This window comes from Streptomyces scopuliridis RB72 (genome assembly GCF_000718095.1).
Taxonomy (GTDB): Bacteria; Actinomycetota; Actinomycetes; order Streptomycetales; family Streptomycetaceae; genus Streptomyces; species Streptomyces scopuliridis.
The window spans coordinates 162,219-182,352 of the sequence record NZ_JOEI01000012.1 but is presented as its reverse complement, the minus strand read 5'-3'; the positions used below and the strand labels follow the sequence as shown (position 1 = coordinate 182,352).

The 20,134-nt window shown below is 68.8% G+C and carries 25 protein-coding genes; all 25 read right to left on the bottom strand.

The features are described from left to right. Positions 1 to 83: 83 nt before the first annotated feature. Positions 84 to 245 carry a hypothetical protein gene (locus IF11_RS40885; protein ID WP_157848437.1) on the bottom strand — a complete coding sequence of 54 codons (162 nt, stop codon included), beginning with the start codon at positions 243 to 245 and terminating at the stop codon, positions 84 to 86. Beyond that, positions 242 to 730 carry a hypothetical protein gene (locus IF11_RS0117175; RefSeq protein WP_133243333.1) on the bottom strand — a complete coding sequence of 163 codons (489 nt, stop codon included), beginning with the start codon at positions 728 to 730 and terminating at the stop codon, positions 242 to 244. Before IF11_RS0117175 ends, IF11_RS40885 begins: the two co-directional genes overlap by 4 nt. A gap of 104 nt (positions 731 to 834) precedes the next feature. Continuing rightward, positions 835 to 2,019 carry a helix-turn-helix domain-containing protein gene (locus tag IF11_RS0117170; RefSeq protein ID WP_030352480.1) on the bottom strand — a complete coding sequence of 395 codons (1,185 nt, stop codon included), beginning with the start codon at positions 2,017 to 2,019 and terminating at the stop codon, positions 835 to 837. Between the two features lie 115 nt (positions 2,020 to 2,134). After that, on the bottom strand, positions 2,135 to 2,395 hold the full coding sequence (locus IF11_RS0117165) for a hypothetical protein (RefSeq protein ID WP_030352479.1): 261 nt from the start codon (positions 2,393 to 2,395) through the stop codon (positions 2,135 to 2,137). Then, complete coding sequence (locus IF11_RS41320) at positions 2,395 to 2,571, bottom strand: hypothetical protein (protein WP_165840702.1); 177 nt, start codon at positions 2,569 to 2,571, stop codon at positions 2,395 to 2,397. Before IF11_RS41320 ends, IF11_RS0117165 begins: the two co-directional genes overlap by 1 nt. 63 nt (positions 2,572 to 2,634) lie before the next feature. Beyond that, positions 2,635 to 3,516: a peptidoglycan-binding protein gene (locus IF11_RS0117155; RefSeq protein WP_030352478.1), complete on the bottom strand. Its 882-nt coding sequence runs from the start codon at positions 3,514 to 3,516 to the stop codon at positions 2,635 to 2,637. Between the two features lie 11 nt (positions 3,517 to 3,527). After that, on the bottom strand, positions 3,528 to 4,007 hold the full coding sequence (locus IF11_RS0117150) for a hypothetical protein (RefSeq protein ID WP_030352477.1): 480 nt from the start codon (positions 4,005 to 4,007) through the stop codon (positions 3,528 to 3,530). Between the two features lies 1 nt (position 4,008). Next, positions 4,009 to 5,217 (bottom strand): hypothetical protein, encoded by a 1,209-nt coding sequence (locus IF11_RS0117145; protein ID WP_051746000.1) that lies wholly within the window; start codon positions 5,215 to 5,217, stop codon positions 4,009 to 4,011. 3 nt (positions 5,218 to 5,220) lie between these two features. Then, complete coding sequence (locus IF11_RS37810) at positions 5,221 to 6,384, bottom strand: hypothetical protein (protein ID WP_051745999.1); 1,164 nt, start codon at positions 6,382 to 6,384, stop codon at positions 5,221 to 5,223. Between the two features lie 17 nt (positions 6,385 to 6,401). Continuing rightward, positions 6,402 to 7,817, bottom strand: coding sequence for a phage distal tail protein (locus IF11_RS37805; RefSeq protein WP_051745998.1), 1,416 nt, complete (start codon positions 7,815 to 7,817; stop codon positions 6,402 to 6,404). Between the two features lie 2 nt (positions 7,818 to 7,819). Continuing rightward, a complete protein-coding gene (locus tag IF11_RS0117125) occupies positions 7,820 to 11,086 on the bottom strand; it encodes a phage tail family protein (RefSeq protein WP_030352474.1) in 3,267 nt (1,088 codons plus the stop codon). Between the two features lie 139 nt (positions 11,087 to 11,225). Next, positions 11,226 to 11,795, bottom strand: a complete 570-nt coding sequence (locus IF11_RS0117120) for a hypothetical protein (RefSeq protein WP_051745997.1) — start codon at positions 11,793 to 11,795, stop codon at positions 11,226 to 11,228. A 94-nt stretch (positions 11,796 to 11,889) separates the two neighbouring features. Continuing rightward, positions 11,890 to 12,468 (bottom strand): hypothetical protein, encoded by a 579-nt coding sequence (locus IF11_RS0117115; protein WP_030352472.1) that lies wholly within the window; start codon positions 12,466 to 12,468, stop codon positions 11,890 to 11,892. 44 nt (positions 12,469 to 12,512) lie between these two features. Further along, entirely contained in the window at positions 12,513 to 12,836 is a 324-nt protein-coding gene (locus IF11_RS0117110) for a hypothetical protein (protein ID WP_030352471.1), read from the bottom strand. After that, complete coding sequence (locus tag IF11_RS0117105) at positions 12,833 to 13,282, bottom strand: hypothetical protein (RefSeq protein WP_030352470.1); 450 nt, start codon at positions 13,280 to 13,282, stop codon at positions 12,833 to 12,835. Before IF11_RS0117105 ends, IF11_RS0117110 begins: the two co-directional genes overlap by 4 nt. Continuing rightward, complete coding sequence (locus tag IF11_RS0117100; RefSeq protein WP_240627951.1) at positions 13,282 to 13,701, bottom strand: HK97 gp10 family phage protein; 420 nt, start codon at positions 13,699 to 13,701, stop codon at positions 13,282 to 13,284. Before IF11_RS0117100 ends, IF11_RS0117105 begins: the two co-directional genes overlap by 1 nt. Positions 13,702 to 13,724: 23 nt before the next feature. Then, positions 13,725 to 14,396: a hypothetical protein gene (locus IF11_RS0117095; RefSeq protein WP_030352468.1), complete on the bottom strand. Its 672-nt coding sequence runs from the start codon at positions 14,394 to 14,396 to the stop codon at positions 13,725 to 13,727. 3 nt (positions 14,397 to 14,399) lie between these two features. Further along, positions 14,400 to 14,660 carry a hypothetical protein gene (locus IF11_RS0117090; RefSeq protein WP_051745996.1) on the bottom strand — a complete coding sequence of 87 codons (261 nt, stop codon included), beginning with the start codon at positions 14,658 to 14,660 and terminating at the stop codon, positions 14,400 to 14,402. A 1-nt stretch (position 14,661) separates the two neighbouring features. Beyond that, positions 14,662 to 14,877, bottom strand: a complete 216-nt coding sequence (locus IF11_RS0117085; RefSeq protein ID WP_030352466.1) for a hypothetical protein — start codon at positions 14,875 to 14,877, stop codon at positions 14,662 to 14,664. Continuing rightward, positions 14,877 to 16,163, bottom strand: coding sequence for a phage major capsid protein (locus tag IF11_RS0117080; protein ID WP_078490735.1), 1,287 nt, complete (start codon positions 16,161 to 16,163; stop codon positions 14,877 to 14,879). Before IF11_RS0117080 ends, IF11_RS0117085 begins: the two co-directional genes overlap by 1 nt. A gap of 224 nt (positions 16,164 to 16,387) precedes the next feature. After that, positions 16,388 to 17,017 carry an HK97 family phage prohead protease gene (locus IF11_RS0117075; RefSeq protein WP_051745995.1) on the bottom strand — a complete coding sequence of 210 codons (630 nt, stop codon included), beginning with the start codon at positions 17,015 to 17,017 and terminating at the stop codon, positions 16,388 to 16,390. Further along, a complete protein-coding gene (locus IF11_RS0117070) occupies positions 17,014 to 17,196 on the bottom strand; it encodes a hypothetical protein (protein ID WP_030352463.1) in 183 nt (60 codons plus the stop codon). The genes IF11_RS0117075 and IF11_RS0117070 overlap by 4 nt, the downstream gene beginning before the upstream one ends. Continuing rightward, the gene (locus IF11_RS0117065; RefSeq protein ID WP_030352462.1) at positions 17,193 to 17,543 is read right to left on the bottom strand and encodes a hypothetical protein; all 351 of its coding nucleotides are present in this window, start codon (positions 17,541 to 17,543) and stop codon (positions 17,193 to 17,195) included. Before IF11_RS0117065 ends, IF11_RS0117070 begins: the two co-directional genes overlap by 4 nt. A 1-nt stretch (position 17,544) precedes the next feature. Beyond that, a complete protein-coding gene (locus IF11_RS0117060; protein ID WP_240627953.1) occupies positions 17,545 to 17,835 on the bottom strand; it encodes a hypothetical protein in 291 nt (96 codons plus the stop codon). Between the two features lie 89 nt (positions 17,836 to 17,924). Next, a complete protein-coding gene (locus tag IF11_RS0117055; RefSeq protein ID WP_037727930.1) occupies positions 17,925 to 20,132 on the bottom strand; it encodes a phage portal protein in 2,208 nt (735 codons plus the stop codon). Positions 20,133 to 20,134: the final 2 nt, after the last annotated feature.

Below are 20,134 nucleotides of genomic sequence, written 5' to 3'. Positions count from 1 at the left end.
CCGCGTCTCTCCGGGGCCGGGGCATTCGCCGTGCTCGTCGATCGTGCAGGCGGGCGTGGTGTACGCGCGGGTCCTGGTGACCGTCACTGTGTCTCACCCGCCTGGCGTGGCCAGAAGAGGCGGGTGTAGGCGTGGTAGTGGTCGCCGTCGTGCTGCTCGTGTTCGGTGCAGTGCAGTACGTCGTCCGGCCGCTCGATCCAGCAGAGCGAGGGGATGTGGGTACGGGGCGTCTCGTCGGCGATCACAAGGAAGCGCCTTCGAGCCGGGCCCGGCCGACCCGGAGCAGCTCGGCCACGGCCTCGGCGGTGCACAGCTTCCCGACCTGCTCCACCGGCACGGCCCAGTACGGGGTGACCGGTGTCGGCTCCGTACGGTCGGGCCGGGGAATGCCGAGCCAGGCACCCGGGCCGCGGACCACAGCCTCTGCGGCCCGCCACGATCGGCAGGTCTCTGGGGGAACGAGCGCGTAGTACCAGGCGCCCGGGTGGCAGATCACCGGCCCGTCGAGGACCTCGGCCAGCATGGCGGCCACGACATCCGGGGCGCTGCTCTCGGCCGCCGCGTGGACCAGCGAGCGCGGCATACGGACGGCGTCGTAGGGGCGGCCGGTGCGGAGCATGGCCGGGCGGTCGTTCTGCCACGCCTCGTGGGCGACGGCGGGGGCGCGGCTGGAGGACGTCAGCCACCGGGCGATTGCGCCGTGTGTGGCCATCGGTGAGGGTGTGGACATGGTCGGCTCCATGTGCTCGTGGACGAGTGGAGCCATGTTGGAGCTGTGGAAAGGCCCTGACTATCACGACTTGGTGATAGTCAGGGCCAAAGCTTCACGGAGCGTCAGACGGACAGCCAAGAGCCGTAGGACAGGAAGCTGTCTGGCAGTTGGCGCTTGGCCGCTTCTAGTCCCGCGTAGGTTTCGCGGACAGTCGGGTGATGCCGAGCCTGCTGAGGTGCGGCTTTCCGGGCGGACAACAGATTCTTGAAAGCTCGGTCGATGTCTCCGGTCCACATCTGTGCGCGGGCCATTTCGGCGTGGTGGTGACTCCTCCGGGACGCTGGCCAGTTCTCGGGGAAAACCACGTTCTGACCGGCTTCTGCTGCGGCCCCGTACTCGTCCAGTTCGGCGAGGACAGACACGCGGTGCACCGCTACGTTTGTCGGGCCGAAGGCCAGCCAGTGCACGGGGACAGCCTCGCCGGTTCGGTCTGCGATCGTTTTGGCCTCGTCCAAGTGGCCCTCGGCGCGGTCCTGGTCCTTCGCGCGACCGGCCATGACGGCCGCGCCAAGGTGGAGTTGGCCGGTCACGACGTCGCGCTCTCGCCCTGGGTCCGCCTGGTCCAGCGTGGCCAGGCCGAGCTTCACCAGGCGTTCTCCTGTGCGGTACTGGCCATCGCGGAGATAGGTCAGGGCACGCATGTATCGGTACATGCCGCCGATCACCGCGTCGGATCCGCGCTGTGCCGCCCAGTCCATGCGGGACAGAGCCATCGTCGCAAGATCTCCGAAGCCCAGCTTCGAGGCGACGTCGTATGCGGTCCGGTAGGTACTGGCCAGCAGCAGCCAGCCCTCCGTGGTCCCAGCGGAGTGCGCCGCGGTGGTCGCTTCCTGGATGAGGCCGGCCACCTGGCTCGCGGCCTGCTTGATCTCCCCCGCACGAACGGAGACGAGTAGCCCCTCCGCGTCGTCGCTGAGCAGTTGGTGAGCGCGTGGCGTGATGTCGGGGTCGGCGCCCAAGTCGTAGACGTCCAGCGCTTCACGGATCGGCCGGATCAGCACGTCCAGTTCATCGGCCCGCAGCTCCGTGGAGTAGGGCTGGCCGGTGATGCTGGCGACTTCGACACGCATCGCGCGCGCCAGGCTGGCGATGACGTGAGGGGTGGCGGGCAGGACGCCTTGTTCGGTCTTGGTGAAGGTGCTGTATGGCACCGCAGACAGGTCGGATAGGGCCCGTTGAGTGAGATGCCGTTCGAGGCGCAGCCGTTTGATTCGCGCGCCGGTGTGGTCATGCGGCAGAGCGTGCATACTGGCTCCTGTTCTGACTTCGACACCAGAACCGTACTCGCCTGCGGTCGGCTCCGCGGGTATACGAAAGCGCCCCTGCCCTCCCGTGGGAGAGCAGGGGCGCGGTGCGTGCAGGTCAGCGGTAGAGCGCGATCAGGCCGGTGGCGGTGCCCGCTACTCCGGCGAGCACGCCAAGGGTGGGCAGCGGCCAGCGTCCGCGTTCCAGGACACGGAGCCTGGTCTCGTGGTCGGCGACGTCGGATCGGATGTCCTTGTTCTCGTCGAGGATGCCGTCGAGCTTGGACTCGATCCGGTCGACCGTGCGGGCCAGGTCCCTCACCTCCTGATAGGTCTGCGCCGGGCTGATGTACACGCCCGGGTCGGGCGCTGTGCCCATCAGGCCGGCCGCTTGTTGGGCACCGCGTACGTGATACCCAGGGCCCCGAGGATGGCCAGGGCGACGGTGACGCCCTCCCCGGTGGTGAACGAGCCGTCCTGGACGGCGGTGGCGAGGGCTGCGGAACCGGCGGCGACGCCAGCGGCGACGGCCTTCGCGAAGCTGGAAATCCTCATGATGAATCCCTTCATTGGTGCAGGTCAGATGCATGGAAGACCGTGATGGTCCTCCAAGTCGGGTCAGACGTTGGGGACCTTGAGGCGGTCCCAGGAGGTGCGCCCGGGGGTGCCGTCGGCGTCGCTCCCCGAGTAGCCGAGCTTGCGCTGCCAGGCGGCGTAGGACTTGCGGTCGGCGTCCGACCACACCGGGCCAGGCCCGACGGCGTACCGGCCGCAGCCCTCGGCCACCAGCCGCTTGCCCATCGCGGTGATGACGGCGCTGCGCCGGCCGACCGCGAAGAAGGCGGCGCCGGGGAACGGTTCGAGCTTCGCGGGGGGCGGCGTGGGCTTGGCCGGGGGCTTGGGCTTCCCCGCGTCGAGTCGGTCGGCGATCCGCTCGCGCATGCTGGCCATCGTGAAGCCGCGCGGGTCGACCTTGCCCGGCTGCCATTCCAGGTGTCCGATCACCGAGGCCGCGCCCCAGCCGTGCGCGCGGCAGACCGCCGCTGCGACCTTCTCTATCGCCTCCAGCTGCGCGGCGGGCCACGGGTCTTTGCCGTCGCCGAGGTTCTCGCACTCGAAGCCGTAGAAGTAGCGGTTGCCATCGGTGTTGGCCTCGTTGTCGGCGGGCAGCGCGGCCTCGGCGATGACGGCCTGGAGGACGTCGCCGTCGCCCAGGCCCGCGTGGTTCGCACGGCCGTAGCCGACGAGATGGACCGTGCCGTCCTTGGCGATAACGCCGTGGCAGAGGGGGCCGGGCAGGGCGCTGTGCCCGTCCCGGCAGAGCCGGACCGTGGCGGCCGTGCCGGAGGTCACCGTGTGGTGGATCATCACACCGTGTAGCGGGCCCCAGAGACCCATGTGGTTGCGGTTGTGGGTGGCCCAGCCCGGCGTCTCGATGACGCGCAGGCCCTCAGCGCGCAGGGCCGCGATGAACGCCGCAGATGACAGGGGTGTAGCCATAGCCGTTCCTTTCAGATAAGTCGTGCGTAGCGGGGAGCGATCGCGATGGCACCGCCGGTGCCGAACTTTCCGCCGGTCGTGGCGCCGGCCGTCCTGCGCGCCTGGATGAGGATCTTCAGTTCGGTGAGCGCCCGGTACGGGGTGAGGTCAATGACCGCTGCGGCGAACTCGTAGCTGAAGGTGGCCGAGATGACACCGGTCATGACGATGTCCGCGTTCGCCACGACCTGCCAGTCGCCGCCCGAGTTCACGGAGGTCACGACATCGCCGATCGTCACCAGGCCGAGGGACAGCGAGGCCGTCCGAGGCGAGAGAACCGTCTCGCACACCGTGGTCATGGACGTGTACGACTGGTACGGCATGACCTGAAGGTTCGTTCCGAAGAACGGCAGTTCGTCACGCTCGCGCCCACGGCGGCGCAGCTGCTCCACGCTCTCCTCCAGCGTGGCGAGCCGCTGGAGGAAGTCAGGGTTGGTGGCGTATTGGGGCATGTCAGACCGCCACGCAGGTCAGGCGGACACGCTCGGGCCCAGACGACGAGGTGTTCTCGATGCCCACGATCCGCAGTACCCCGGACCGGCCGGTTGGTGCGGTCGGCTCGGGGTCGATGACGAACAGCGCCTCGTCCCCTACGGCGTAGCTGCCGAACTGAGGGTCGGTGTCCGCGCTGACCTCGAACACCGGCTGCGTCTGGGCCTGCCCCCGTGCGGCCAGTTCTGCCGCGGTGAGCCCGGTGAGCTGCACCTGGTCGATGACCCCGTCGTAGGTGGTGACCTGTTCCAGCAGGGGCCAGCCGGAGGCGAGCCGCGCTGTGTCCTGTGCGATCGACGTGACCTTGGCTTCGCCGGTGCCGTCACCGAGGCCGCTGATCTCGGTAGCCATTGCGGTGCCGTCCTCCGGCCAGTCGTACGACAGGATCGACGCGCCTTGCCCGCCCTTCGCGAAGACGAGCCCGGATTCGGACGCCGTCCGCCCGCGCCGCGGGTACCAGGTCCGTGCGCGCCGGTAGCGGGTCGGCGCCACGTTGTTCGCCGCCGGGTTCCAGCCGCATTCGATGGCGAAGTCGAACCCGTCGTCGGCCGCCGCAAGGTCTGAGATCGCCTTGTAGATCTCCGGACGCTCGTACCCGAAGTAGGTGACGTTCCGGGTGATGCCGTGCGCTGGAGCGGTGAGCAGGGCCGTACTGATGCCCGGTTGTCCGCCGGTCTGCGTGTGCGCGTAGTTGAGCAGCGACCACATGACGTACTTCTGATCCGGGTACAGGCGCTGCCCGTCGGGGACATAGCCGGTGTTGATGATGAGGCTGGTGTCCGTGGACAGCGTGGTCTTCACGTACCTGCGCTGGTAGTACGAGAGAAACTCGGCGGCCTGGATCTCTTTGCTGCTGCTGCCGCTGTTGGGCTGGCGGGTCCAAATGATGCCGCCCCACACGATGACGCCGTCACGGTCCACGTACAGGGCGGTGCGGCCCGGGGTGGACGCGGCCTCCGGGTCCAGCGGGGCCGTTTCGTCGGTGTACGGGATCGAGGCCCGGAGCGTGCCGATGCCGTTCAGCTCGGTGCTGTACGTGACGTCGCTGAGCGGGAGCTCGGCCAGGACCACATCGGTCATGAGGTCGCAGAAGAGGTAGGTGTACGTGTGCTCGGGAAACTCGGCGCCGGCCGCGGCGAGATCGGCCGCCAGAAGAGGGGCGTTGGCCATGTGTCACGCCCTCCGCTTCAGGGCGATGTATGACGGGACCCGCACCGTGATCGCCGCGTTCCCGCTGTTGACGACTCCCCATTGAAGGGTGAAGGTCCCGGCGGTTCCGCCGGTGATCAGGACCCCGGACAGGGGGATACCGAGGCGGCTGGTCGACGAGGCGTATCCGATCGTTGTTGCGATGCCGTCTGGGGACTGGCGCGCCACGAATTCGCCGTCGCCGCTTCCGCCGGACGTCAGTGCGGGGTGGGGGCCGGGCCCGGTGAAGTGGAGCTGCGCGCCGGACGGGTATGCATAGCTGATCTTGATGTCCGCAGCGAAGTCGCCGCCGAGGACGAACAGCAGGCCGTCGAGGGTGTACTCCGCGTTCGCCGCGACGGGCAGTGTGAGGTGCGGATCGTTTGTGCTGGTCGTCGTGTTGAGGGTGGTGTCCACCGTCTTGCGGGCGTACTGCTCCTGACCGATCAGGGACGCGCCGCCCGACTGGAGCAGGTTGACGGTTGACCCGTCGGCGCGGCCGTACACGAACGTGTCGGTGTCCCACCTGTAGCGGACCTGGCCCGGGTGCGGGCGGTTCATGTCCGTTGACGCGGTGATGGGCTGGATCCCTCCGAGCGCCACGGAGAACTGCCGGACGTCCAGCACGTTGGCTGTGGCGATGCTGGTTTGGTTCGGTGCCAACGTCACGTCGGCCAGGATCTGCGCGTTCGGAGGGAGAGATGGCCGTGTCGCACCGCCCGCGGTCGAGGCGTACGTGCCCTTGATGACCTCAAGCCGCCATTCGCTGACGGACCCGGCGGTCTCTGCGTCGTAGACGCTCGCGACCACGCAGTCCCGCCGGAACTGCCCCGCCCCGCCCGCCGGGTCGACTGTGAGGTTGACGTCGCCGTCGTTGGCGCAGACGTAGGTGCCCTGGCCTCCCGCGTCGTGCTGGTCGATGAACGCGAATCCGGCGGACACGATGACGGTCATGTTGGGTGTCGGTGCCGGGCGCACCTTCAGCTGCTGGTTCTGGTAGCTGGGCTTCACGCCCTGCCGGATCCGTGTGGGGGTCGCCTCGTCCACGAGGAATCCCGGGTATCCGAGCAGCGCGCTGATGACGAGCCGGTCCGTACGGGCCGGGTATGACCCTGCTTGCATCCATGCCGGGGGGTTGATCGCAGCCATCGGAGCGTCTCCTTCCTTTAAAGGCTCGTGTCGCGCCATGTGACGCTGAGCAGGGACGGTTGGCCGGGCGAGCCCGGAAGCGCTGAGCCCCGGTAGGCGAGTTCGTTGGCGCCGGGCATGAGGAGCGGCCACGTCGAGCCGCCCCGCACCCACGTCCGGCGGGGCGACGACCCCATGAGGAGTACGGCCCGGGTGCGGGTGTCGATGGTGAGGAACTCGCCAGGCTGGATTGTCGCGTCGAGGACGAGCGACGATCCGGTGGTGACCTGCTCGATGCTGGGGTTGGCCACCGGGCCATCGACCCGCAGCACGGGGTAAGCCGGACTCGCGCCGCCGTTCACCGCGGTGAGGCGACCGGACGTGCCCGAGCTGCCATAGACGCGACCGATGCCCGCAGGGCGCTGCGACACGGAGGCGTTCGGCGTCCCCTCCCAGAAGCTGCCCCCCTGCGAACCGTCAATGTACGGGTGCAGAACGGGGCCGGCCTCGGCCATGGCGGCGTCTGCCCACCATGTGGCGGCCCCCGCTGCTGACGCTGTGGCGACCGCGGCGACCCGGTCGCACGTCTGCCCGGCGGCGACGGTGTACGAGCCGGAGACCCGCGCCCACGATCCCGGGGCGGCGGACGCGAGGACAGGCAGCGTGAACAGGTTCGTGGTCTGGTTGCGCCACCACAGTTCGAGCGCCGCGATACCCGTTGCCGGGATCTTCACCCACACCCCGAACTGGACCGTGTTCCCCGCCGAGACGGGCTCGATGTTCCACGACGTGCCGCCCTGCGCCGAGGCCACAGAGATGGCGTGCTGCACGCTCCACTGCCCCACGTACGACTCGGTGTTGACACGCGACCGCGTGTTGTTGCTGCCGAAACCGGCCGTCTCGGTGGTGAAAGTTTCCTCGAAGCTGGGGTTCAGCACGAGGTTGCGGACGGCGGGTCCGAGCCCTGCGTACGGCAGCGGGTACTTACGGCCGGCCGCCGGCGAGTACGCCGTGGTGCTCGCCGACCGCTCCTCCAGCCCGTAGAGGTACGGGTCCGCACAGTAGATCTCCAGCGCGGCCGAGCCGAGGCGCCACAGGTACTCGGCGTCGTACGGGATCGAGCGGCGGCGGACCTTGCCGAACACGAGGACGTCTTGGTCGAGGAACTGGAGCGGCGCGGGCTGGCGCTGCGGCTGCGTCGCGTCCCGGAGCGCCAGGGCGAGCGCGCGCAGGTCGTCGGGCGTCTGCCCGCGTAGTCCGAGTCCGAGTTGTACGACTCTCGGCCCGGTGTAGTCGGGGCCGGTGTAGTCGCCGTGCTGGCCGGGCCGTTCGATGTCCTGCGCGCGGATATCCGGCATGTCGTCGAGGCCATCCACGGCGGTGACGACGTACTGCGATCCCGGGCCGAAGAGCAGGTCACCCCACTGGATCCGTCCTATGGCCTGTTGCGGCATGGTCAGCGCCTCCCTACGAGGCCGCGCCACGACAGGGCGCGGAGGATGCCGTCCGGGCTGGCCTCGCCGCCGGAGAGGTAGAAGTTGTTCGTCGTGTCCCCGCCGCCGGCTGGAGCCGCGTACGCGGCGGTGAGCTGCCCCGGCGCCGGGATGCTCGGTACGACGGCGGCCACCCCGGACGCCGCCGTCGCTGCGGCGTTGGCGACCGAGGCCGCAGAGCGGGCCACCGTGGAGCGCATCGCCTCGAAGCCCCTCGGCATGCCCTCCATGAACTGCACGCCGATCTCACGGGCGCGGCGCGAAGGCGACCGCATCTTGAGCGCCTTCTTCATGGCCTTCACCATGGCGTCGGCGATCCTCTTCATCTGGCTCTCAATGGCGCCCTGCTGCTTTTTCAGCCCGTCAACGAGCCCCTGCGCCGCCTTCACGCCAGCGTCGTACAGGGCGCCCGCCGCAGTGTTCCCGGCGGTCCCGGCGGCCTTCGCCAGCTGCGCTTGGAGATCGTTGATCCTCTTCAGCTCGGCCGGGGTCGCCCTTGCCAGCGCTTCGGCCGTCGCCGCACCGCCGTCCACGCCCGCGTCGGCGATCTGCCCCAGCAGGTCGCCACGTAGGCCGGCGGCCTTCAGCTTCGCGAGGTTGGCGGCGAACGCCTGCGTCTTCTTGACGGCCTGCTGGAGCCCGACCGTGATCGCTGTGACCGAGTTGACGAGGCTGAACCCGGTGGTGATGTTGGCCTCGCCGAGGATGCCGCTGGTGAAGTCAGCCGCCGCCTTGCTGCGCGCCTTCACCGCATCATCGAGGGCCTTCTGCGCCGTCTTCAGCTTGGCGGCCACCGCGTCCCGCGACTTCGCCAGAGACAGCAGCCTCGTGTTGTCCTTCGCCACCCGAGCCAGCAGCGAGCCGAGCCCAGAGATCTTCTTGCGGTTCCCGGAGTTGATGCTGATCGCACGCTCGATCACGGTGGTGACACTGTTCAGCTTCGACTTGAGAGACGCTGTGCTCGCGTCGATACCGGCGATCAGACCCTTAATGATCGACTTACCGGCCGGAGTCAGCAGCGCGGCGTCTTTCTTCTTCGGGCCCTTCCAATCCGGGATACGGCTGGTGATACCGGCGAAGACACCGCTCAGACTGGGGATCATCGACTCAATGCCAGCGATCAGCCCACGGATAATCCCCTGACCGGCTAGTCTCAAGATTCCCTCAGCCGCAGGGAAAGCCGAGCGGATCCGGCCCGGAAGACCTTGGATTTGTTTCGTGGCATCCGTCACCATGCTGATGAGCGCTGTTGCGAACCCCACCGCCATTCTGCGGCCAGCCGCCGGGATCTCCGTGACCATCGAGGTGACTACTTGAACGGACTTGCGCCGCATGTCCTCGAAACGCGCCTTCGCGTCCGTGGTCATGTTCGATACGACCGTCACGGCTCCCCGGATCGCACCACGGAAGTCACCGTTGAACAGCGCCACCAGGGTATTGATGGTGGGAATGATGTACCGGTTGATGATGTCAGCGAGGGTCGTAAGCGCCCAGTTGGCCAACTTCAGGATGATATCGATGATGGGCTGAACTGCCGGAAGTAGCTTGTCCAATAGTGCGACTTGGAATTCAAGGAACTTCGCAATGATGGGCGCTAGTGAAATGAGCAAACCGGCGAGCGCGGTAGAAAGTTTCAGAAGGGAAGGTTGAAGCTGCAAAAGCGTTTCGGTAAGCAGCGGGAAAAGTCGCTCCGCTAGCTCCACGAATTGAGGAAGAATCAGCGAAAGAATTGGACCAATTGCGCCGAGAATTGGAACCAGTTGAGCGGCTATATTTTCAGCGAGCTGCTGAATAAACGGGGCAAGCTGTTGAATTATCAGCCCAAGATTCTGGAAAAGCGGCACAAGCGCGGGCAGAAGCGCAACGGCCAGATCAGCGGCGAGATCGATGACGGGCAGCAGCGCGACCACCAGGTCACCCACCGCGCCCGCTACGGCAACCAGCACGGGGCCGAGCGCGGTCATCACGCGGCTGAGCCCGTCGCCGAGCGTCCGCACCAGCTGCTGCGCGGGCCCGGCAAGCGCCTCGATGACCGGGCCGAGGACACCCAGGGCCTGCCCCAGCAAAGGCGCGACGGTCTGCGCGACAACGCCCATCGTCTGTGAGAGCGCCTGAAGAGCGCGCTGGAACCCTGGGGTGGCGGTCGCGTCCTTCAGGGCCCCAGTGATCTGCTCCAGCGTCCCGAACAGCCCCTGGCCGCTCGCGGTCAGCCCACCGAAAACGTTGCCGATGATCCCGCCGATATTGCCCGCGACCCTGCCGAGCTGAGCGAACAAGTTGATGGCCTGCTCAATGGCCCGCTCCATGCCGCCCGACTCGAACGCGGCCGTGATCTTCGCGGCCAGCCGGTCCAACGCGGACCCGCCGGCCTTGGAGACCCGGGCGAAAGCGGGCGCGGCGGCGGCGCCGATCTGACCCAGCGCTGTGACGATCTGGCCAGGCGCGCGCTCGAACTCCTTCAGTCCGCTGGTGGCGCCCTTCAGCGCAGTACCGAGCGTCCCGTCCTTGGCGAGGCCACGGGCGGCGGTGAGCACGCCCCGACCCATGGCGTTGAGAGACCCCGCGGTGTCGAGCAGCGACTGCCGCAGCACGGGTAGGGCGACCTTGCCCGTGGCTGTGAGCTGCTTGTCCAGCCCGGCAAACACCCGCTGCTGCACGGCCCGTTGCAGCGACTCGAACGCGGGCTGCATCTCCCGGATGACACCAACGAACGACCGCGCCGCCGGGGCCAGCCCTTCCAGCGCCTTGGCGTACGCCTCCGGGTCGCTGGGATCCAGCGCCGCGGTGACGGCGTCGCCGACCCCGGACATGGCCAGCTTCAGCGTTCCGACGGCCAGGCCGATGGCGAGGACCCCGGACACGGCCAGTGCCGCCGCTGGTGCGATCTGGGCAAGCGCAGTCCCGACGCTCGCCAGCAGGGGCAGCAGGGATCCGGCTGCCGCGCCCGCCGCGGCGAACGGGGCGGCCAGCCGGCCGAGGCTGCCGATCATTCCGGCGACGCGGCCGAGCCCCGTTCTGAGGCCGGTCAGCAGTCCGGCCAGGGAGAGCGAGGTGCGCTGTACGTCGGAGACGAAGCGGCCGGTATCAATATCACGGAGGCGGCCGTTTGCATCCCGAACCATCCGGCTCGTTTCCCGGCGTGTAACGGCGCGGGCGCGGCGCAGTCCGGAGATGAGGCCGGACAGGTCGAGCCTGAGGCGGCCAGTGAGGTCCGGGTCGTCTCCTGCCATGGGGTCACCTCCGTTCAGGTACGGCGCATCGCGGCGAATCCGAGTAGGGACTCTCCGCCTGAGGGCTCGGGGGCTGCCGGTCCGCTGTTGCCGGAGGCGTGGCGGTGCTGGTCAGCCAGAGAGAGGAGCTGCGCGAGAGTCAGCTCCCAGAAAGCGGCGTCGGAGCGTCCAAGGGGGACGGTTCCGAGGTAGAAGAGTTCGTCCCACGGAAGGTGTCGGGGATGGTCACCTCGGTCACGGGCGCCCCCGCCGGGGCTTCCGCTTCCCCCTGGGGGAACGCCTCCGCGAACGCGGCCGTCATCGCGTCCACCAGGCCCTCGAAGTCGCGGAAGTCCAGCAGATCGCCCAGCTCGGCGCGGTCCTTCTGCCGGACGTAGCGCACGGCCGTGATCTCCCGTACGTCGCGGGACGTCTTCCGGCCGTCGGGGGTTTCCTCGCGGACGGTCGTCACGCGCTCGGTGATGTGCGGTACGAACCCGCCCGACCCGGTGAGGCCGGCGCCGACGAGTTCGAGCATCGGGCCGATGATGACGCCGGTCATGCCGGACTGGCCGTCGATCTTCTCGAAGACGCTCAGGACGCCGTCGATGCCACCGTGGCGCTGCTCCAGCAGGGCAATGCTGCCGAGGCTGTAGCGGAGTCGGGCGGTGGTGCCGTCGGCGAAGGTGATTTCTCGGCCGAGGCTGGTAAGGGGTGCTGCTGTGGTCACGATGGTCTCCGTGGGTGAGTGCCGGGTTTCGGCCTGCGGGAGAGGGATGGGCCGGGCGGGCGGCGGTGTGTGCAGCACGGCGCCCGCCCGGGGATCACGGGGTGGCGGTGGTCGGGATGGCGGCTGCGGTTTCGTGGATCTCGACGTCGACCCACTCACCGGTGCTGATCAGCGGCACTGCGCGCGCTTCGTTCTCGATCGTGCGGTAGTCCTCTTCGGCCAGGCCGAGCCCGGGGAAGGACGACATGACGCACTTGAAGAGGGTGAAGTAGACGTCGCCGCCGACGAGGTCACCACCAGACGTCGGGGTCTTCCCGATGATCTTGTACGGGAGGGGCTTAGCGCCCTGCTTCATCGACCACTTCGACTTCTGCGCCGGGCTCACGCCCGAGTCCGTGACCGTGCTGGTGAGCAGCGCCTTCAGCACATCGAGGCTGAGCTTCGCGTGCGGGTAGCTGACCGTGACGTTCGAGATCGACGCGTCGGAGTCCAGCAGGCCGTTGTCGCCCCGCAGTTCCTTGACCTCCACATCACCAGAGATCTCCATGCTCTTGATGCCGGGGACGTCGATGCCCTCCCCGTACGAGGCGGTACCGCCCTCGGGATCGGACAGCAGCGGAAAAATTTTGCAGTCCTCCACCGCGTACAGCTTGGTCACTCGCGAGATAGGCATGATGTCTGTCCTTCCTGGTGCCGGAGTTCGGCCCGGGTGGCGGGTTATGGGGTGTCGAGGCCGTACGTGCCGGTGGGCGGCGAAGCGTCAGCCCACGGATCCGGGATGGTCTCCAGCACAGAGCCAGGCACCAGCGCCGCCAGCTGCTCGGTGACGAGCCCCGCATCCTGCGACGGGACCACGCCATCGACGAGCCACCAGGTGGTGCCCGGCATGCCCTCGGTCTCGTAGACGACAACAGCGCCGTCCGTGACTTCGGCCGCGGGGTCGATGCGGAGCTGGGTGGAGCCGACCGGCGCCGGCCACGCGGGGCCGAGAGATCTGATGACGGCGGCGCGGAGCAGGGACAGGTACGTGACGGTGCTCATGCGGGTGTCACCTCGGTGGCGAGGAGCTGGCGGCGGATGATGACGGTGATCGATGACCGGGTGCGGTTGTCGCTGATGGGGAATCGGTCGATGTCCTGGACGCGCACGGCGTGCACCGGGGCGGTGTGGGCAGTGAGCCGGCATCCGTGGAGGGCGTGGGCAATCGCTTCGGCGAGCCCGTACCTCTCCGCGTTCCGTGTGATGCCGCCGATCTTGATCCGGGCGCGCTGGATCAGATCCACGGTGACGGTCTCGATGATGTTGATCTCAGCGTCCGGTGCACCGAAGTCGCCGTTGCCAGGCCCGTCGAGGCCCGTCGAGACGGCCTCGGTGACGACGATGTACGGCTCGGCCTGCCCAGGGCGGGGCCCGTCGCGGAAGACCGGCACACCGAACGCGAGCCCTTCCAAGTACGCCTTCACGGCGCCGGACGTTGTGGCGGCCATCAACGAACCCGCCTTCCGGCGCGCGCCAGTTCCTCGCGGAGGAACGTCTCTGCCATGGCGACAGCAGGGGCCAGGAAAGGATGCGGAGCAGTGCCGGGGTGGTCGACATAGGCCACCGGGTGCGCAGCGCCGGGCCAGTACAGCGCCCGCTTCGTACGCGGGTAGATGCGGTGCGGCGCCGTGCCGTTCTCGACGTCCTCGGCGTAGGTGACGGTCGTGCCGACGGTCACGTCATACGTACGGCCGCGGTCCTCGGACCGGCTGACGATGCTGGAGCGGAGCCGACCGGTGTCGACCGGGGCCCGGCGGCGCGCCTCGTTCTGTACGCGGGTACCGGTGCGGTCGGCGGCGCGCTTTGACTCGGTGCTGAGCCGTCCGACCCACCGCCGTAGCCCGCGCTCGAACTGGCGGGCGTCCATGGAGAAACTGCCGGAGACGGCCATCAGACACCGCCGATCAGCGATGCGCGGTTCAGGAAGCCGACGAGGAGGGCGTCAACCTGCGTCGATCCGGTGGACGCCGACGGGGCGACGGGCGTCGTCGTCTCCTCCTCGATGCGGACGTTGTTGCCCTCGTCGTCCACGTCGAGCCCGGGATTCTGCACGGCGTCCGCGTCCGAGGGGGCGGCCTGCGCCTGCATGTGCGCGGCGAGGAGCGCGCACGCCTGCGTCACGAGGAGCGGCACCTCCGCGTACCCGAAGATCCCTTCGACCCGGGCTTGCTCCATGCCCCACCGGTCGAACAGCCCGCGCCAGCCACCGTTGTACGACTCGGCTCCGGCGATCAGGTCGTCGTAGCCACCCCACCGCAGACGCACGGCGTCGATGGATCCGAGCACGTCAGACGACGTGACCCGCCATGCCGACGAAGGCAACGACGGGGCGTCGTCGCTGACGACGACGGGGGTCACCGACGTGACCGTGCGGATGCGGCGCGGGAGGATGACCAGTCCATCCGGCGCCACGTCCGCCACCACCACCAGGGGAGTTGGCTCGAACAGTTGAAGGGTGTAGCGGGTGATGCGCTCCGTGGCAGCGGCGATCCACGCGGCGACCTCGGCATCCGTGCCGGTCGTCCCCGCGTCGCGCGCCTGAGCCACAGAGCAGTAGGCCATCGGTCAGCCCTCGTCGCTCTCGGCCGCGTCCAGCTCGCGCCGTACGCCGTCGGTGACGACCGCGCCTTTCGTGACGATCTGCCGCGCGTGACCGCCCGGGTGCTCGTGTACGACCGGACCGACCGGGGTGTTGTGGCCGTGGCCGTCGAGGGACCGGTATGCATCCTCCGGCGCGGTCTGCCCCACCTGCCACCCGGTGCCCGCGGCGTACTCCTGCGTGCGAACGGTCGCGGCCGGCCGTTCGTCGCTCTTGCGCGTTGCCATGTCAGCTACCTCCGATGACGCCGCGCGTCCGCAGAGCGGCGAGCAGCGCGTTGAAGTCCGCCTGCGTGGGCGCGGCGGCGATGTTGTTGACGGTGGGCTTCGTTGTCCCGTCCATGAGGGCCGGGGCGGTGCCGACGACACGCATGTCGCTGACCTCCTGGCCGTCCTTGCGGGTACCGCCCTTGACGAGGGTGATTTGCTTCTGGACCCCGGCCATTACGGCAGCGCCGCAAACGTGATCTTGACGAACGCCTGCGGGGTATGGACCGCCACGTTCGCGCGCCGCTCGGCGAGGATGACCAGCGTGTTCGCGGTGAAGTAGTCCGCGTGGCTGTCGGTCATGAGGATCGTGATCCCCTGCCGCTCCCACAGGGTGGCGCCGGTGCGGTAGCCGCCGAGGAGCGCGGTACCCGCGGTCATGGCGACGGAGGTGACGACGGTCAGGCCCCAGATGCGCATGGGCGCGCCGGAGTCCGTGACCGTGGTGATGACGCGGAACTGGCCGTTCGCGTCGGTGTCCAGCTCGATGTCCTGCCAGTCGAGCGGGTTCATGACGATGGCGTCCGGCGGGTACATCGCCAGTTCGCCCTGCGTCTTCGCCTTGCGGACCGTGATGAGCTTCGCATCCGTCGAACCGCTGCCGGGCTGGTAGGCGCCAATGCCAGCAGTCGTGAGGATGCCCTGCATCTCGGTAGTGCCGTTGCCGGTGAGGATCTCGCGGTCGAGCTTGTAGTCCAGACCGTAGGTGAGACGGCCGTTGATGTAACCGACCAGCTGCCCGTTGTCGTCCGCGGCCTGCCTCGTGATCGGCACCCAGTGGGCAACGGTCTTGAGGGTGGTGGTGATCAGGTCGAAGCTGAAAGGGCCGCTCTTCGGCTTGTCCGCACCCTCGGCAACAACCGCCGCCTTGTTCCACGTCGCCTGCGGGCCGGACGTGTCCCGCATGTACTCCAGCGTGGTCCCGTCCGACGTCTGCCGGTCCAGCAGGTTCGCCACCAGCAGCGGGAAGTCAGGATTGTTCGGGATGATCCCCGGAATGCGGGTGTTCTGCTGCGGCTGCGTGCCCGTGGTGACGGTGCCGGCCGGTGCGGCGCGGTGTTCGACGCCGAACTGTCCGCGCTTCCCGTTCGCCCTGAACTGCTCCAGTGCCTTGGAGCGGACGAAGTTCTCGGCCACGGTGAGCGGGTGCTGATTGCCCTGCTCGTCGGGCTGCATGCCGGGTGTCTGCCGCTGGCCCGGTGTCGGCTGCGGGTCGCCTGGCGGTACGGCGCCCTGGAGCGTGCGCAGTCGGGATGCGCGCTGCTCGGCGAGATCGATCTTTCCCTTGATCTCGTCGGCTCGCTGGATCAACTCTTCGACGTCGCCGTCGTAGTTCGGGTCCTGAAGGAGAGCGACGATCTCGTCGCGCTGTTCGGTGAGGGTGGGGGCGCCGCCCTTGATGGGGTAGATGGGTCGTCCGTCGCGGCGGCGACCGATGGGGCGCACCTTGGCGAAGTTGCCCATGGCGGTCCTTTCCGGTCCGTGGACGGCTCGCAGCCGCCCAGAGGTCTGGGGGTCTGCGGTCCGTCTTTCACGGCCGGTGGATCGCGCCCGGCATGCTCACGGCTTTCACGTCCGGTGTAAGCGCCCGGATGGGGGGAGGGTAGATCGAATCGGCGGTGTCGCGTCTGCGGGGTCTGTATGCCGCAGGGCGACGACGGTGGTTGACGTACGTCGTCGGCCGTCGCTCAGGACACCAGGCGCAGCAGCGCGGCCCGCCGGAGACGCTCCTCCATGCGCTGCTCATCGGCCGTCGTCTCGCCCTCGGCGACGCGAGCGTGGTCGTCAAGGGTGGGAGCGTCGACCTGCTCATAGAGGTCACCGAGCGCGGACCGTACGGTCTTCAGCTTCGACCCGGGCACGGCGGCCATGCGCGCGGTGATCTGCGAGACCTCCACTAGGCGGGCGCCCCGGATGTTCTCCAGCACGTCCGCGCGCTCCTCGTCGGACATCTCCTTCAGCTTCTCCCACGGCGGGAGATCCGTGCGGACGAACCCCACGGACAGCTCGGACGCCGACCCGGACCGAGCCATCGTCCGAGCGTCTTGGCCCGCCGTCGTCTCGTCGTACCGGCCGGAGATGTACAGCCCATCGTCCCGCTCCTCAGCGGTGAACGTCCCGACCGGGCTGAACGGGCTGTGCATGAAGAGGAGGGCGTACTGACCCTTCAACCCCTTGCGGAACGCGCGCGGGTGGAACGTTGTGCCGTAGGAGTCGACGACCCCGTACCGGCAGGCGAGGCCCTGGAACGTGCCCTCGCCGCCCTCGTCGACTCGCCACTCGATGTCCTCCAGAGACCTGAACTCCAACTCGCTCATCGGGTCCTCCTGCTCCTGCACGTCTGCGCGTGCGTCTTAGCGGGCCGCAGGTCTGCGGTCTGCGTCACGGGCACCACGTCGGGCAGGTCATCGCGGGCGAGGTCGACGTCTGCCACGGTGGTGATGCGGGCGGGCTGCTGGACGTGGCAGTACGGGCACTCGATCATCAGAACCTTCATCGGCCCTGCTCCTTCGCCTGGTTGAGTGCGTGCTCGCGGTAGACCTCGGCCACGCCGTCCATGACGGCCTGGTGGGACGGGGACAGGCGGGGGGCGTACCGGTAGACGGCGCGCTGCTTCTTGTCGCGGCCGTCGTACTCGTAAACGACGGCGCCGCCACCGAACGTCATGTGCTGGGGCAAACCGCCGTCGGCGTCGGGGCGTACGACGATGTCCTGCTTCCCGTCGAACGGGCCCCGGCGCACCTCGGCGAACGGCACCCCGGGCGGGCAGTAGGCGCCCGCGTATTGGTCGTGCCCGGCAGGCTGGAGGATCACGGGGGCCTCGCCCCGCAGCAGAGTTGCCATGTCAGCAGCACTCCTCTGCCCACACGAAGCGCGTCGCGCCGCCGTGACCGTGTACTGCCTCGGCGTCCTCCAGCGACTCCCAGAAGACAGTGCTCGGGCGCTCGCCGCGCCAGCGGATCGACACGGTGCCGTCCGGCCAGACCACGCCGTCGGCGACCGTGCCCGTACCGGATACCCCGGTGATGTCCTGGTCCCGCTCCAGCGTGAAGAGGCGGGGCTCCGGGGTGCGCGGCGGCCCGACGTAGCCGAGCTGCGCCGAAGAGATCTGCGTCGGGGGTTTCTGCTTGGCCATGGTCAGGACTCCTTCTGTGGTGGAGGCGGCGGAGGCGGCGGCCAGACCGGCCCCCGCTTCGGTTCCCGCGTCGGCATGTGCATCCGGGGCTACTCCTCGAACTCGAACGTGAGAGCACATCGACATTGGATCGACTGATTCGCCGGGGCGGCCGGATCGGCAGGCCACCGCGACTCGGTCAGCGGAAACCGCTTGTTGAGCGCCACGCTGGAGCCCTGCGCCGCCCGGTGCGTCGCCCGGGTCCGGGTGTCGTCGGTGCTGAGCCACGTCTTCCGTACGGCGCCAGCGTCCAGCGCGGCCATGTGCGACGCTGCGCTGTACCCGCCCACGCTCTCCGTGCGGGCGATCATCGTGGCCCGGTAGTCGGAGAGGTCCGCGAACACCCGCTGAATCCGCGCCCGCAGCTCCGGCACCGACTCCCCCTCAGCCACCCCGTGCGCGAGCAGCTGCGACCGCAGTACCTGCTCCGTCGTCCGGGTCACCTGCCCGGCCAACTCGTCGACCCGGTCGTCCAGGGCGCCCGCCACATCCGGCTCGTCCAGGTCGAAGGAACCCGTGATGGACACGCCCCCGCGCCTCCACGCCCGCTCAACGAACGGGCGCAGCACCTCCGCTGTACGACGACGCCAGTACCGAGGGTCGAAGATCTCCCGCGCTTTGATGCGCTCCTCCCAGCCGTCGGGGCCGCCGGCCACGTCCAGCGCGGTCGCGCGCGCGGCGGGGACGACATCCAGGTCCGGTGGGGCCAGGGTGAGCAGCTGCTCGCGGGCGAGGGCGCACGCCTGGGCGCGTACCTCGGTCAGCCACTCGGCGGATCGGTTGGGCTTGGCCATCAGCCGGTCGAAGTCCCGCAGTACGCGGGTCTGCTGCTCCTTCGCGAGGGCCTCCACTGCGCGGCGGCCGGTCGCCTCCAGCGAGTCGTACGCGTCGTTGATGTCCGCGAGCGACGGCGACGACGGGGTGTCGTCCGCACGCGTCAGCTCCAGACGACGAGGCGTCGCGGGGGCGTTGAGCTGCGTCATCTGCTGAACGACGGGCGCCAGTACCTCCACGACCGCCCGCCGGAACGCGTCCTCCAGTTCCGGCATCTCCGAGGCCCTGTTCAGCGGCGGCGGAGCGGCCTGGTACTGCGCCCGGTACGCGCTGATGGTGACCTGACCGGTCCGCCCCGGAAGGGGGTCGCGGCCGATGTCGGCGCGTGCCTCATCGATCATCAGGACGTCGGAGTCCACCAGGTTGACCGTGCGGTCGACGAGCGCAGTGCGGGATTCCTGAAGCGCCTCGACGCCAGACAGATCGAATCCCGCTTCCTCCGAGTCAGACGGCAGCAGGACACGGTCGATGTCGGAGCCGAACAGCTCCAGCTTCGACGCGATCGTGTCCGACCACAGCAGCGTCTTCGCTGCGCTGCGGTTCTCGTACGTGGTGCCCGCGCTCAGGTAGTCGTGCGGTACCCCGAACGCCATCATCACCTCAGCCGCATTGGCCACGCGGGATTCGAGGTAGTCCATCTCCTCGGCCGTCAGCGACACCCTGGCGTACGAGATGGGCGTGCCGCCGCCGGGCGGGCTGGAGACGAGGAGGTTCTTCCCAGCGTTGGCCGGGCCCTGGACCTCGGACCGCCACATGGCGCGGGCTTTGGTCAGCTCGCTGGGCTCCATCTGGCCGAGGTAGACGACGCCCGTCGGCGACGCCCCGTTCTTGTAGCTGGAGCGCTGCCACTCGCGGGCGTACGCATCCATGTCCACCGCGTGGCGCGCGGCTCGCCACGGGGCGAGGCACCCCAGGGGGTCGAAAGGGTGCGGATACCTCAGCCAGAGCATCTCCTCAGGCAAGACCGGCACCCGCACGCCGTCCGCCCGCCTGATGATGAACCCGATCACGTTCGCGATCGTCGGCCGCTGCGCCACCGGCTTGTCGACGATGACGTCCACAGGGTCGAAGACGATGTGCGCCTCGGTGACAGGGCCGAGCCCTGTCTCTCCGCGGTCCAGCCATACGAAGCTTTGCCCGGCCAACTCGCCCTGTTGAAGGATGAGGCTCTTGAAAACGCGGCCGGACATCTGGGGGTTCGGCCGCTTGTTGAACAGGGTGGCGATGTCGTGGCCCTCGATGACCGAGCCGTCCGGCCGGCGCACGACCAGCGGCACCGACGACCCGTTGTCGGCGATCGCCGCGACGCACCGGTAGGCGACCGCGCTGTGGGCGTAGCCGCGGGCCTCCGCGTCGAGATCGAGCGTGAGGGACTGCTGCCCACCGATGCTCGCAACGGTGATTGGCCGCCGGTCTCGAAGCATGT

Bases quoted from the DNA above. Each gene is read 5' to 3' on its own strand.
- IF11_RS0117060 (WP_240627953.1), bottom strand. From the start codon at position 17,835: ATGGCCAAGCAGAAACCCCCGACGCAGATCTCTTCGGCGCAGCTCGGC.
- IF11_RS0117075 (WP_051745995.1), bottom strand. From the start codon at position 17,017: ATGAGCGAGTTGGAGTTCAGGTCTCTGGAGGACATCGAGTGGCGAGTC.
- IF11_RS0117065 (WP_030352462.1), bottom strand. From the start codon at position 17,543: ATGGCAACTCTGCTGCGGGGCGAGGCCCCCGTGATCCTCCAGCCTGCC.
- IF11_RS0117175 (WP_133243333.1), bottom strand. From the start codon at position 730: ATGTCCACACCCTCACCGATGGCCACACACGGCGCAATCGCCCGGTGG.
- IF11_RS0117115 (WP_030352472.1), bottom strand. From the start codon at position 12,468: ATGCCTATCTCGCGAGTGACCAAGCTGTACGCGGTGGAGGACTGCAAA.
- IF11_RS0117095 (WP_030352468.1), bottom strand. From the start codon at position 14,396: ATGGCCTACTGCTCTGTGGCTCAGGCGCGCGACGCGGGGACGACCGGC.
- IF11_RS0117105 (WP_030352470.1), bottom strand. From the start codon at position 13,282: ATGGCCGCCACAACGTCCGGCGCCGTGAAGGCGTACTTGGAAGGGCTC.
- IF11_RS37810 (WP_051745999.1), bottom strand. From the start codon at position 6,384: ATGGCTGCGATCAACCCCCCGGCATGGATGCAAGCAGGGTCATACCCG.
- IF11_RS0117145 (WP_051746000.1), bottom strand. From the start codon at position 5,217: ATGGCCAACGCCCCTCTTCTGGCGGCCGATCTCGCCGCGGCCGGCGCC.
- IF11_RS0117155 (WP_030352478.1), bottom strand. From the start codon at position 3,516: ATGGCTACACCCCTGTCATCTGCGGCGTTCATCGCGGCCCTGCGCGCT.
- IF11_RS0117165 (WP_030352479.1), bottom strand. From the start codon at position 2,395: ATGGGCACAGCGCCCGACCCGGGCGTGTACATCAGCCCGGCGCAGACC.
- IF11_RS0117085 (WP_030352466.1), bottom strand. From the start codon at position 14,877: ATGGCCGGGGTCCAGAAGCAAATCACCCTCGTCAAGGGCGGTACCCGC.
- IF11_RS0117100 (WP_240627951.1), bottom strand. From the start codon at position 13,701: ATGGACGCCCGCCAGTTCGAGCGCGGGCTACGGCGGTGGGTCGGACGG.
- IF11_RS0117070 (WP_030352463.1), bottom strand. From the start codon at position 17,196: ATGAAGGTTCTGATGATCGAGTGCCCGTACTGCCACGTCCAGCAGCCC.
- IF11_RS0117125 (WP_030352474.1), bottom strand. From the start codon at position 11,086: ATGGCAGGAGACGACCCGGACCTCACTGGCCGCCTCAGGCTCGACCTG.
- IF11_RS0117080 (WP_078490735.1), bottom strand. From the start codon at position 16,163: ATGGGCAACTTCGCCAAGGTGCGCCCCATCGGTCGCCGCCGCGACGGA.
- IF11_RS0117150 (WP_030352477.1), bottom strand. From the start codon at position 4,007: ATGCCCCAATACGCCACCAACCCTGACTTCCTCCAGCGGCTCGCCACG.
- IF11_RS37805 (WP_051745998.1), bottom strand. From the start codon at position 7,817: ATGCCGCAACAGGCCATAGGACGGATCCAGTGGGGTGACCTGCTCTTC.
- IF11_RS41320 (WP_165840702.1), bottom strand. From the start codon at position 2,571: ATGAGGATTTCCAGCTTCGCGAAGGCCGTCGCCGCTGGCGTCGCCGCC.
- IF11_RS0117110 (WP_030352471.1), bottom strand. From the start codon at position 12,836: ATGAGCACCGTCACGTACCTGTCCCTGCTCCGCGCCGCCGTCATCAGA.
- IF11_RS0117055 (WP_037727930.1), bottom strand. From the start codon at position 20,132: ATGCTTCGAGACCGGCGGCCAATCACCGTTGCGAGCATCGGTGGGCAG.
- IF11_RS0117090 (WP_051745996.1), bottom strand. From the start codon at position 14,660: ATGGCAACGCGCAAGAGCGACGAACGGCCGGCCGCGACCGTTCGCACG.
- IF11_RS0117170 (WP_030352480.1), bottom strand. From the start codon at position 2,019: ATGCACGCTCTGCCGCATGACCACACCGGCGCGCGAATCAAACGGCTG.